The organism is Paraliobacillus sediminis, from assembly GCF_003426055.1.
Window position 1 is genome coordinate 846,182 of record NZ_QJSI01000002.1, and the last position, 13,445, is coordinate 859,626.

The window sequence follows — 13,445 nt, forward strand, 5'->3', positions numbered from 1 at the left end:
AACTTTAAAAATTTTATTACTATACGCGTGTTAATTTAAATAGTTCAGAAGTAAAATCACCATGTTCACCAGTCGTACGATAGCGGTCAATTTCAATTCCTGCTTGTAACAATTGATCACCATAGAAATAGCCGTCGATTCCATCAATCTGATACCGTTGTTCTGGGTCTAGTCCTGTCAATCGAATGCGTCTTCCTACTGGATTTGGACGTGATAAAATTTGATAATAGCCGACAAGTGCTTCTTGTTTATCTTCTGAGACAACCATCCAACTCGCATTATTCTGATCGCCTTCAAATGGACTTAGTAACCTATAAAAACGGCCTGTCTGGATTAACTTACGGTTTTCCTGATAAAAGCGGACCTGTTCTGAAACCTTTTCCTTATCGGCGTCAGACATGGTTGTTACATCTAACTCATAACCAAACATGCCAAAATAAGCAACAGCAGCACGCATATCCATACTAGTTATTCGATTCACTTGATGATTCGGTACCGCAGATACATGAGCACCCATCGATGAAATCGGATAAACCATTGAGGTACCATACTGAATCATCAAGCGCTCGACGGCATCTGTATTATCACTCGTCCAAGCTTGTGGCGCATAATAAAGCATGCCAGGATCAAATCGACATCCACCACTTGAACACGATTCAAATAATATAGTAGGAAATGCTGTGATTAAACGTTCGTATAATTGATATACCCCTAGAATATAGCGATGTGGTAACTCTTGTTGACGTTCAGGTGGTAAAGTTACCGAACCTATTTCTGTCATGTATCGGTTCATATCCCATTTCACATATGAAATCGGTGCATCTTTTAAGACCGCAGCCATCACTTCGAAAATATGATCTACAACCTCTTCTCTTGAGAAATCTAGCACATATTGATTACGCCCTTGCGAACGATCGCGGTCAGCTACATGGATGATCCAATCTGGATGTTCTATATAGAGTTGACTAATTGGTGAAACCATCTCGGGTTCGAACCACAAACCGAAGTCAAGACCCAAATCACGAATTTCGTTTGCTAAATGCGCGATACCATTTGGTAATTTATCACGATCAACAAACCAATCACCTAATGATGTCGTATCATCATTGCGTTTTCCAAACCAACCATCATCAAGCACAAATAACTCAACACCTAGTTGCTTTGCTTCTTTTGCCATTTCTAAAATTTTGGTTTCGTTAAAATCGAAATACGTTCCTTCCCAGTTATTTATCAAAACTGGACGCTCTTGATCTCGCCACTTCCCTCGTGCAAGGCGATTTTGATAGAGTTGATGATAAATTTGACTCATACCATTCAACCCTTTATCAGAATAAACCATCACGACTTCTGGTGTTTGAAATGAACCGCCAGCTTCTAATAACCAATTAAAATCAAATGGATTAATCCCCATCATGACACGTGTGACATCATAATGATCAACTTCAACCTGGGCCAGAAAATTACCACTATAAACTAAACTCATGCCATAGACTTCACCTACATTCTCTGTCGTTTCTGGACGTTTTAATGCAATAAACGGATTTTGTTGGGCACTACTTGTTCCCCTCGTACTTGCAATACTTTGTAATCCAGCTTGAAGGGGACGTTTTTTCACGTGACGTTCACGTGCCCATGAACCAGATAAATGGACCATTTCATATTCACTATCATTTAAATCAAAACTTGCACTAAGCGCACGTAAAAGATTCGCATCGGCTGAACCGCGATTAACAAAACGTGCTGATCTCGTAAGCGCATGATACGTTTCAAAAATGGTATACGATAAAATCAGCTCTGTTTCAATCACACGATCATATAACGTAATTTCTAACGTCGTTGCTTCATCTTCTGATTCCACATATGTAGCAGGTAACCCCTCCAATCCGCGTTTCCCTTTATAAATCTTATTATTGACGTATTCAAAGTTGGTAATCCGACTACCATCTTCCTGTAAAATTTGATGTGCAGGTTCACGAAAATCTGTCGTTCCATAAGCCGGATATTCTTGCTTGATCAAATCAAGTGACAAAGGCTCACTTGTATCATTGATGTAAGACGTATTATTTCTTTGAATGGCATGAAATAAATGCGTAAAGTCGTCCTGATGGTTAAGGTGTTTACCGAAATACACATGGCTTAATTGATTATTTTCAAGCACTTTTAGAATATAACTAACTTTACTTGACTGAAGATGGAATTCTTTTGTTTTTTCATTAAATAAAATAGGCATAATAAACCTCCAACTCTATTAATTTTACGCAAAAAGCAAGCCTGAATTTGCTTTTTGCGTGCTAACTATCCTTTAACAGATCCCATCATACCGGCTACAAAGTGCTTTTGCATAAAGAAGAACACAATAGCTGTAGGTAGCGTTGCAATCGTAATTGCCGACATGATCATACCGTAATCAGGTGAATAACTTGAACCAAGATTAGAAATTAACAATGGGATCGTTTGATTCCCTGGTGATTGTAAGACTACTAATGGCCATAGGAAGTTATTCCAACTATTCATAAAGGCAATAATAGCAGCCGCTGCATAAGTCGTTTTCATAGTTGGTACGTATATTCGGAAAAAGATTCCAAGTTCACTTAATCCATCAATTCTTCCTGCCTCAATTAAATCTTTTGGAAACATTTTTGTATTTTGTCTAAAGAAGAAGATGAAGAACGCGGTCGTAATTGTTGGTAAAAAGGCTGCCGCTAGTGTATCAATTCCAATTATTGGTGCTGTTTGTGAAATCCGTCCAAATAGACGATACAATGGCACCATTATTGCTGCAAACGGGATCATCATCGAGATCAATAATATATTGAAGACAATATCTTTTCCTTTACTCTTATACATTTCAAAGCCATAGCCTGCTAATGATGCAAGAAGCAATGTCAAAAATGTCGAAGCAACTGCAATAATTGCTGAATTAGTTAGGGCTGTGACAATATCTACTTGTTCAAATAGATTTTTTAAATTTTCAATCAAATGTGTACCTGGAAGCTGTCTACCTTGTGTGACATCAACCGATTTATTTGTCATACTAACAATCATCCAAAAGAATGGATAAATGGAAATGATCGTAGCAATCGACAAAAATGTATAGACCGAAATTCTTTTTATTTTTTTCATTTTTTGTCACCTGCCAATCTAAATTGAAGCGTAGATAAAATTACTACTAGAATAACAATGACATACGCTACAGTCGCAGCATATCCAAAATCAGGTGTGTATTTAAACGATAAATCAAAAATGTATTGCGAAATAGATATAGTAGAATTACCCGGTCCACCACCGGTAATATTAACAACTTCATCAAAGATCTGAAGCGTTCCAATTGTTGATGTAATTGTTGTAAATAAAATGATCGGTTTTAACATCGGTATCGTTATCTTTAAAAATTGTTGTAAAGACGACGCACCATCAATTTTTGCTGCTTCATAAATTGATCTATCAATATTTTGTAAAGCAGATAGGTAGAATATCATATTGTAACCCGTCCAACGCCATGTGATCGCTAATATAATAGTGATCTTTGCCCAAAAGGGGTCAGATAGGAAATTTATCGGATCTGAAACAATCGATAGATTCATTAAAAATTGATTCGCAATTCCATCACCGCTGAACATATATTTAAAAATAACAGAATAGGCAACTAGTGATGTTACTGCTGGTAAAAATATTGCTGTTCTAAAAAAACCTCTAAATTTTAATGTCTGATCATTTAACAAAGAGGAAAACAACAGTGCTAATAGAATCATGACTGGTACTTGAACAATTAAATAGGTAACCGTATTTATTAATGCCGCAATAAAAGTCGGGTCATTAAATAGTCGTTTCCAGTTATCTAATCCTGTAAAGGTTAAGGTTGCCCCCATACCTGATTGAAACGATAAAAATAATGCGTCGATCATTGGGTAAAAATAAAACAGTGCAATGGCAATAACAGATATTATGATAAAGATCCAACCAATATTATTCTTTTTAAAGAGTTGTTTCATACCACTATACTCCCTTCGATTAAAATAAGAACATGAGATACGATCGTCTTGATTACCGAGCGCATCTCACGATCAATTTCTCTATTTTTATCTTAATTGCGTTTCAGCTTGTGATTGTGCATTGTTCAACACTTCTGATAACTCTGCACCATTTAAATAGTTTTGCATTTCGTTGATTAAAATATCATCAATTGCATAGGTGTGCATACCGTAATTGACAGCTGGAATTTCTTCTGTCCACTCCGTAAAATCAGATATAATTGGTTGACCATTAAAGAACTCATCTTCAGATTTAAATGCTTCTCCTTGAAGACCAGGAATATACGTACCAATAGCACCAATTTCTGTTACTAATTCTTCATAAAATGCTTCGTTTGAACCAAATGTATTTGCCATAAATTCAGCCGCTGCTTCTTTACCATCCGTATTCAATACATACCATGAACTACCACCTAAGTTTGAAGCGTTCACACTTCCTTCTACTTCTAAACGTGGTACTGGAACAACTGCCCAATTACCGGCTTGTGATTCTTCTGCTTTTACGCTTGGTGTGATCCAATTTCCTGTAGGTACACTTGCAACATCTCCACTATTAAATGCTCCAACAAACTGACTCCAGTCTGAGTTCATTTTCACAATATTTGCTTCCATCATTTCTTTGTAAATTTCAAATGATTCTGCTAATGCCGCATTATCTGCTAAATTAGGTGTCGAACCATCCTCTTCAAAATACCACGTACCTGCTGTTTGAATCATTGTCCGTATTAAACCAAAATCGTTTGGATCTAATGTAATCATGTCTTTCCCTGTTGCTTCTTTCACTTCTTTACCAATTTCTACATATTCGGACCATGTAATATTTGTTACATCTTCAACAGTGTATCCTGCTTCTTCAAGGTAATCTGTACGTACATAAAAACCAGCTACACCTGAATCAAACGGCAAACCATATTGTTCACCATCAAAGCTTGTTGTTTCTGTTTTATAAGCCGCAAAATCATCTGTATTAATGTAATCCGTTAATGGATAAAAAGCTTCTGGATATGATTGTAAAAAACTTTGTGCGCGATAATCTTCAATTAAAACAATGTTAGGCATTCCTTGCGTCGTTCCTGAGCTTAGCCCTGTGTTTAAACGTTGAATTAAATCATCTTGCGCGTTTTCAATGATCTCTAACTCTATTTCTGTCTCCCCATCATATGCCGCATCTGCAAGTTCTAATGCAGCAATATTGAAGTTAGGATCCCAAGCCCAAACTGATATTTCTTGTGTTCCACCATCCGTCTCTTCAGTTGCTGTATCATCTGTTCCTTCTGTTGACTCATCTGAAGTATCATCTCCACCACAAGCCGCTAAAATCAATACACTAACCAGTGCAAATAAATATAAAAATACCTTTTTCATAAGTAACCCTCCCCTTATTTGTAAGCGTTATCTTACGCTACATTCTTAGTATAACTCGAAAAAAAAAAGATCGTTAGAACGATCTTTAGACATCTGCTTGTAATAATTTACGTAATTAGATTACGCAGCATATTACCAGTTGTACTTTCTTTAGAAATTGGTATTTTTTTTAGTTATTATTCATCAGTGGACTTTGTAATTAAAGGTAATCGTACAACTACTTTGGTTCCGTGTCCGATCGTACTAGAGACTTGTACACCATAACGATCTCCATAAAGCAACAAGATGCGTTCATGTACATTACTCATACCAATACCACTAAACATTTGGCGTTTACCTTTATACACATAAGGGAATTGATCTTTTTTCATGTGCATACCATCCCCATCGTCAACAACTTCACATACTAATGTATCTGCTTCTTTATGAATCATAATTTGGATATAGCCTTCTTTCTTTTTATTAAAGCCATGGAAGAAGGCGTTCTCGATAAACGGTTGTAATACAAGTTTAGGTATGTGATATTGCAACACATCTGGCACGATAAAATAATTCACCTTAATACGCTCACCATAGCGCGCTTGATTAATAAATACATAATACTTCATATTTTCAATCTCTTGCTCAACCGAAACAGTCTGACTCACTTCACCTAATGCACTTTGCAATAAGGAGATGAGCGCATGAATTGTTTCCATCGCTTGTTCAGTTTTTTCTTGCATGACCATGAATTTCACTGTTGTTAATGTATTATAGAGAAAATGCGGATTAATCTGATGTTGCAATGCCCTTAGTTCTGCGTCACGTTGATTTTTCTGTGACTCAACTACAATCTTCACATACTCTTGTAATTCGTCTAAGGTGTAATTAAATGCTCGTGCAATTTTTTTAGCTTCATAGCCACCAGTTTCTTCAATTCGCTTGCTAAAATCATGTTTGGTTTGCTTTGCAATTTGCGTGACTAATCGACTCAGCGACTTAGTAATCCGACGCGATACGATAAATACACCAATTACAGCAAAGAAAACAGTACTAATACTAATCATAATTATTTCACGCGTATTAATTAAACTATTCGTTACCTTTTGTTTATCAATCAGATTGACTAAATACATATCAAAACCTGGTATGTATTCGGATAATACGAGATAATCTCTGCTCTCAAGTGTGATATCCTGACTCTCAATATCTTTATCATCACCCTTTTTTGCATACTCTAATAATTCAAAGTTATCTCGACCAATAATTTCTTCATTATTACTTGAAATCACCTTTCCACTTCGATCAAGTAGTAAAACATCATTACCTTCACTCGTATATCCCTCATAAAAACTTCTAAGTTGTTTTTCACGAATGGAAATGTAGAGTATTCCGTATATACGATCAGATGATAATTCAGATAAAGCTTTGGTTGAAACTAACATCGCCTCTCCATTAAGCAATTCAGGTTCGATAAAATGATAATTAATTCTATCTGGTGTTGCTAATGTATATTTCGTAATCGGATGGTCTTGTAAGAGCGACAATGAAGTTGGCCAATAAGAGTAATTCATATTATACAATTGTTTCTCTGTACCTGTCACAATCATATTAGCGCCCAATGGCTGTAAATTTGAGTAGACCGTATCAAGCTGATTGATAATATCATAATAAGAACCCGCTAACTTGAGTGAATCAAACTCTTCTTCACTTAAAACACGCTTGATCGTCCCATTGTTTTCAATTTGATTGGACGTTGTCACCACTGCATTACTATATGACTCAAACTGTGAACGTATTTGTGTGTTGATTTTTGAATTCGTAATACTAAACGTGTCTAAAAAAAGCTCTGTTGATACACGTATAGAACTAACGGTGATCAACAAGGATACTAATGTAATACTAATGACGGTAACAAAGAATATTTTAATAAATAAGTTATTCTTTTCAATTAACTTGATCCATTTAAGCTTTTTCATTTCAACATATCTTTTCTATAACTACCTGGAGATTTATTGGTCTTTTTCTTAAATACTTTGCAAAAATAACTATGATCGGTGTAACCTATCATTCCACTTATATCAGAAATGGAAATTTGGCTATTTTCCAAAAGTTCTTTTGCCTTTTGAATACGAACTTGTGTCAAATACTCACTAAACCCTAAATTGTGATGTGTACTAAAATAAGCAGACAAATATGACGGATTAAAGTGAAAATGTTTAGCCAATTCTGTTAAACTAATCGATTCAGAATAATGCTCATCAATATATGCGAGTAGAAGACTCATGTTTGTTGTTTGCAATTTACTATCTGCTTTTTTTATAATTGCTTTAATTTCTAACATAAACTGATCAAGTGCAGTTCGGGCCTCTGAAGCGGAATACGCGTTATTTATTTGGTTAAAATAATCGTACTTATCTTTTTCAAAGTCGTTTGTATCATATTTCAAAAGATCCATCACGACCATTACATTAAAAATAATATTTCCTAAAAATGATTTAAATGCCACACTATCTCCTCTGTAGTCGTGCCCTAAATAGTCAATATGTTTATTCAAATAATAAATCGATTCATCAACCTTTTTGTATTTAAATAATTCAATAAAGTAATTCAGATCGAATGGTACTTCAGACTTTACTTCGTCAGGGAGCTCACCATATCGAAGGACACGGTGATCCGTTAAATAAAATAAATACTTGCGCATCATGACCAACTGTTCTTGATAAATAGTTGGTAATTGGTCAACGTGATTAAACTGTTCTGTTATTAGCCAGGTAAACTTACTTGTTAAATGATTACGATCAGTAATCGTTTTGATGAGCAAGTCATACGCATCAATGGATAAATTTATAATAAAAGTACTCGCTCGCTCCGTGCGCTCAAGCAAATGGCAAACTGACTCTTCTAATGATTGCACAATGAATTCAATTTGTTCTAACGGTTTGATTGCTGTTTGCTCGTCTAGATTCGTCACATTTAGTTCAACTAAACAACACATTTCATTTGGTAAAGTTTTTTTCAACAACTCTAACTCACTTGTTGAGGCATATCCTGCTAAAATCTTTTTAAATAAGTCACTTATTGATTTTTGCTGATCGACTGTTTCATCGACATTTACTAGTTGTTTTTCATGTGAACGGTTCGTAACAACGCGCTTTAGTGTCTCAAGCAATATAATTCCGTCAAGCTTCGGTTTTAAAATATAATCAGCTACCCCACTTTGAAACGTACTACGCACATAATCAAAATTATTAAAACTACTTAAAACAATCACATCAATTTGTGGATGTTCCTTTTTTAATTGTTTTATGAACTCTGTTCCGTCCATAACCGGCATGACGATATCGGTAATAATGATATCCGGTTTTGTCTTTTCAATGAGTGCTAATGCTTCAACACCATTGGATGCTTCTCCAACAATGTCAAATCCTTCTTTTTCCCAATTAACATAGTGTAAAATACCCTGTCTAATTAGCATCTCATCATCTACAATAAGTACCTTTATTAATGATCCCATTTTTTTCTCACCATCCCTAATTAGAGTAATGGGTAAACAATTACTTGTTTTTATCTGTTTTTTAAAGAAAGACTCTTTTGGTAACCTTTTATTACTTTTAAAAGCTCGCAATTGATAGAAACTGCGACGTAGATTCCATACCTGCTCCACAATTGAAATGGGCTCGCTAGTTTTGTCTATAAATATGTGAAACGTGTCCTATTGCATACTGAATTGAAACGTCATCAACTATATTAGTAATAGACAGACACATCAGTTTTTAGCGACTAATACCAATTTATGTAATTAATGTTACAACATTTTTGAAATTAGTTTCTCTAATCAGCGAAGGAAGCAAATGGGTGACACTCTAGTGGGAACAGCACAAGCCGAAGATCCACTTGGAAGTGTTCTTTGCTTCCAAGTTAGCTGAGGCTGTGCCCACAGAAAGGGAGCCCATTTGCTTCCTTAGCGGGTAATTTACGTCGTAGTTGATGAAAATTCCGACGTAGCTTCCTTTCTTTCCCTGTCAGCAAATGGTTTCAAAGGGAAGCATAAGCGTTGTCCGACGTGGGTTCTTAATAGCTATGTCACAGAATTTAGTCCATTTAACAATTTTTAAAGAAATATTTGTTATTCATGATATGTTAACTTCAATTCTTTTATCATATTTTCTTATATTGTATACGTTGTCATTATTATTGGCAATAAACAAACTTTTTTTCTTTACACTTATTCTGAACTTATAACAAAAATTAAAGAAGTAGCCGCGGTACGGTTACTTCTTTAATCAAAAACGTGACATCACTTAATCTTTAATGGCAGAAGCTGCGCTTTAATGTTAGCGATACTTGTATCACCTTGAGCAAGTGCCGCCGCTACGTAAGAACCCTCAACCAAAGCAACATCCATTAAATGGACCGTTTTATCCGTCATCTCTATTGCCATTTCAAGCGTCATTTTCGCACTACCTAAGTCATAAAAGGCAAATATCTCATCGGCTTTATTGTTGTTTAATGCTTCAGTGATTTTCTCAAAACTCGAACCAATCTCATTATCATCTGTCCCACCAGCAAACGTAATAGAAATGTTAGGTGCGCTTTCTTGAAGCAAGGTTGCAACACCTGATGCAAGTGACGGTACATGAGAGGCAATCACAATACCATAGTTACAACCCATTTATGATATCCCCTTTCAACAAGCATAAAAAGAAATAACCACTTGATACAGCACCAGGATCAAGATTACCAATTGAACGATCACCAAGATAAGATGCTCTTCCTTTTGTTGCCTTTATTGCTTTCGTCTTATCAACAATTTCTTCAACCGATTCACGCGTTAAAGATTTGGTAGCTAACTGCTCGGCAACAGGGCTCCAAACATCAACCATTGTTTTCTCGCCGACTTCGGCCTTACCACGCTTTTGAATTCCGGTAAGGCCCGCTGATACAACTAATCCAATATCTGTTGTATCTTGACCGGAGGCTTTCGCCATATCAAGTAAAGCTGAACCATATAACGGACCCGACGCACCACCAATTTTACCTAATAACGCCATAGCAGCAACCTTAAAGACCTCTTCAACTGATGAAAAATTTCCTTGATCTAATTTTTCAACCATAGCTGTTACCCCACGCGCCATGTTCGAACCATGATCACCGTCTCCGATCACACTATCCAACTCACTTAAATACCCTTTTTCAGTTTCAATCTTTTCTGCAAAATCTCGTAGCCAGACGATTGTATTTTCGACTGTTAACATATGCGATCCCTCCTCTTCTTACCAATCTGTTGTTTGAACAGGACTATGCCAATAATCAATCCATTTGTCATCAACTATTTTGACTAATGTTAGCGATACACCAGCCATATCAATAGAAGTCATTAGTGAACCAACCTTCTTAAAGGCTACGTCAATCCCTTCTAATTCAAGCAATGTTTTGACATCATTGATAAACACATATTGCTCCATTAACGGCGTCGCGCCTAATCCATTAACTAAGACACCAAATCGTGTACCCTTTTCCCATACAAAAGCTTTTTTTAATTGCGCAATTAATTCTTCTGCAATTGCCTTACTCGCCTTCAACTTTTCTCGTCGATAACCCGGTTCACTGTGAATTCCAACACCGTATTCCATTTCATCAGGTGCCAATGTAAATCCTGGTTTACCTACTTCAGGAACAGTTGCAGCAGAGATGGCAACACCAATCGTTTTTATTTGTTCCACAAGTTGTTCGCCTAGTGCTTTTACTTCATGCAGGGCTAAACCTTTTTCCGCAGCAGCTCCAAGTATCTTATGGACAATTACAGTCCCTGCTACACCGCGTTTTCCTGCAGTATAGGTACTATCCTCTACTGCAATATCATCATCGACAATAAGTTTTTCAACTGTAATACCTTCGATTTCAGCCAATTCGGCTGCCATTTCAAAGTTCATTACATCTCCCGTGTAATTTTTAATAATTAACAAAACACCAGCACCCTGATCAGCAACCTTTATTCCTTCGAACACTTGATCTGGCGTAGGTGAGGTGAAAATTTCACCACAAACTGCTGCCGCTAGCATACCTTTTCCGACAAAGCCCGCATGACTCGGTTCATGACCACTGCCACCACCACTTACGAGGGCTACTTTGCCCCTTTCTTTCACCTTTTTGTATAGTACACTTGTACCGGACAAACGATTGACAACGTCACTATTTGCATACGCAAAACCTTCTAACATCTCCTCTAAGACATTTGATGGTTCATTGATAATTTTTTTCATGCCTATTCCTCCTCTTCTTTTGCAATTGATTCGTTAAATAAAAGATCAATTGCTGTTATTCCTAGTATGAATTGTAAACGCTTTAATTAAAACGGACAATCGAGATAATCTGTCAAAAACCAGAAAAATATTTGGAATCACTACTCGCAAATTTTAGTTATTCAAGCTAAAATAGCAATAGAGGATGATGACATGATGAACAGTTCAATCATTACAAAAAAAATAATTGCAAACGCATTCAAAAGTTTTATGAAAAGTCAGCCTTTTGTGAAAATCTCTGTCAGTGATATTATGAAAGCATGTCAAATGCGCAGACAAACCTTTTACTATCATTTTCAAGATAAATTCGAATTACTTGAATGGATTTATCAACATGAAACAAAAGAAAACATTTCCGACTTTATTAATTATGAAAGATGGGAAAATATTTTTAATCAGTTATTTGATTATTTTTACCAAAATCAGCTTTTTTACAAAAATGCATTAGATGTCACTGAACAAAATTCATTTATTGACTATTTATCTCAACATACACGTACACTTTATTTAAAAACAATTAATGACATTTTGGTACATTCAAACAACACACTAGACACAGATAAAAAAGAAATAATCGCTTCCTTTTACAGTCACGGGTTTGTCGGGCTTATTAAAGAATGGATTGAAAATTCATGTTCTCCAGAACCAGAATATATGGCTAATACCGTCAAAACATCCATTCATGATCAATTAACAAAAGCGATTCAACAATCACAAGTACCTATAGGTGGAGATCAGTCATGAAAAACATAAAAAATCAAACAGAAGATCTTATTAATGAAATGTTGCAAGGCTATTATTATGAACACAATCAAGATATTAGTTATGATAGTAAAAATAAAATTATTTACCAAAAATCAATAGCAAGTCAAGACCAAGTAGCTATCATAAGCGGTGGTGGCAGTGGTCATGAACCGGCACACTTTGGCTATGTTGGTGACGGAATGCTTACCGCAGCGGTTAGTGGCGAACTATTCATTCCACCGACAGTTGATCAAATTGTAGCTGCTATTCGACTGGCCAATAAGCAAATGGGCACATTGCTTATTATCAAGAATTTTAAAGAAGATGTTGATAATTTCTTACAAGCAAAAGAGATCGCACAGGCTGAAGGACACACGCTAGAGCATATTATTGTTGATGATGACGTTTCAATTGAAGATAATCAATCCTATGATAAACGTAAAAGAGGAGTTGCAGGCACTATTTTTGTCCACAAAATAGTTGGTCAAGGAGCTAAAGCGGGATTCACTTTAACTGAATTAAAAGCATTGGGTGAAACGGTCATTCATTCATTACACACATTGGGTGTCGCGCTTACACCAGCTACGTCACCTAATCAATCAACGCCATCGTTTACACTGGCAGATGATGAAGTATACTTCGGAATTGGCATTCATGGTGAACATGGCTATCGTAAAGAACCTTTTACCTCTTCAGAACGTCTAGCAATTGAATTAGTTAATAAACTAAAAAGCATCTATAAATGGCAGCCTGGAGAAACGTTCGCCATACTTGTTAATGGGCTAGGATCGACTCCTCTTTTAGAACAATATGTCTTTACAAACGATATTCGTCGACTGATGCAATTAGAAGAACTTACTATTACATTTGTTAAAGTCGGCTCACACTTAACTTCTTACGACATGAAAGGCATCTCCCTTTCACTATTACGTATTCAAGATCCCAACTGGATTGAGTTGTTAAAAGCGAACACAACCGCACCAAAGTGGTAACTTAATAAAATGTCTGCACAAAAAAAGTC

At 36.0% G+C, this 13,445-nt stretch carries 11 protein-coding genes; 2 read left to right on the forward strand and 9 right to left on the reverse strand.

Features of this window, described 5'->3' with window-relative positions:
- Window positions 1–19: 19 nt before the first annotated feature.
- From D2K60_RS10360 to dhaK, 9 genes are all read right to left on the reverse strand, one after another.
- The gene (locus D2K60_RS10360; protein WP_117169926.1) at window positions 20–2,230 is read right to left on the reverse strand and encodes an alpha-galactosidase; all 2,211 of its coding nucleotides are present in this window, start codon (window positions 2,228–2,230) and stop codon (window positions 20–22) included.
- 65 nt (window positions 2,231–2,295) lie between these two features.
- Window positions 2,296–3,123: a carbohydrate ABC transporter permease gene (locus D2K60_RS10365; RefSeq protein WP_117169927.1), complete on the reverse strand. Its 828-nt coding sequence runs from the start codon at window positions 3,121–3,123 to the stop codon at window positions 2,296–2,298.
- Window positions 3,120–3,992 carry a carbohydrate ABC transporter permease gene (locus D2K60_RS10370; protein WP_117169928.1) on the reverse strand — a complete coding sequence of 291 codons (873 nt, stop codon included), beginning with the start codon at window positions 3,990–3,992 and terminating at the stop codon, window positions 3,120–3,122. Before D2K60_RS10370 ends, D2K60_RS10365 begins: the two co-directional genes overlap by 4 nt.
- A gap of 87 nt (window positions 3,993–4,079) precedes the next feature.
- Window positions 4,080–5,396: an ABC transporter substrate-binding protein gene (locus tag D2K60_RS10375; protein WP_117169929.1), complete on the reverse strand. Its 1,317-nt coding sequence runs from the start codon at window positions 5,394–5,396 to the stop codon at window positions 4,080–4,082.
- Between the two features lie 176 nt (window positions 5,397–5,572).
- Entirely contained in the window at window positions 5,573–7,354 is a 1,782-nt protein-coding gene (locus D2K60_RS10380) for a sensor histidine kinase (RefSeq protein WP_117169930.1), read from the reverse strand.
- Window positions 7,351–8,892 carry a response regulator transcription factor gene (locus tag D2K60_RS10385; protein WP_117169931.1) on the reverse strand — a complete coding sequence of 514 codons (1,542 nt, stop codon included), beginning with the start codon at window positions 8,890–8,892 and terminating at the stop codon, window positions 7,351–7,353. The genes D2K60_RS10380 and D2K60_RS10385 overlap by 4 nt, the downstream gene beginning before the upstream one ends.
- Before the next feature lie 783 nt (window positions 8,893–9,675).
- Window positions 9,676–10,050 (reverse strand): dihydroxyacetone kinase phosphoryl donor subunit DhaM, encoded by a 375-nt coding sequence (gene dhaM / locus D2K60_RS10390; protein ID WP_117169932.1) that lies wholly within the window; start codon window positions 10,048–10,050, stop codon window positions 9,676–9,678.
- Window positions 10,040–10,633: a dihydroxyacetone kinase subunit DhaL gene (dhaL, locus tag D2K60_RS10395; protein WP_117169933.1), complete on the reverse strand. Its 594-nt coding sequence runs from the start codon at window positions 10,631–10,633 to the stop codon at window positions 10,040–10,042. Before dhaL ends, dhaM begins: the two co-directional genes overlap by 11 nt.
- An 18-nt stretch (window positions 10,634–10,651) precedes the next feature.
- Complete coding sequence (gene dhaK / locus D2K60_RS10400; protein WP_117169934.1) at window positions 10,652–11,641, reverse strand: dihydroxyacetone kinase subunit DhaK; 990 nt, start codon at window positions 11,639–11,641, stop codon at window positions 10,652–10,654.
- 195 nt (window positions 11,642–11,836) lie between these two features.
- Between dhaK and dhaS the strand changes: the two genes are divergently transcribed.
- Entirely contained in the window at window positions 11,837–12,424 is a 588-nt protein-coding gene (gene dhaS / locus D2K60_RS10405; RefSeq protein WP_117169935.1) for a dihydroxyacetone kinase transcriptional activator DhaS, read from the forward strand.
- Window positions 12,421–13,416, forward strand: coding sequence for a DhaKLM operon coactivator DhaQ (dhaQ, locus tag D2K60_RS10410; protein WP_117169936.1), 996 nt, complete (start codon window positions 12,421–12,423; stop codon window positions 13,414–13,416). Before dhaS ends, dhaQ begins: the two co-directional genes overlap by 4 nt.
- The last annotated feature ends 29 nt before the right edge of the window (window positions 13,417–13,445 follow it).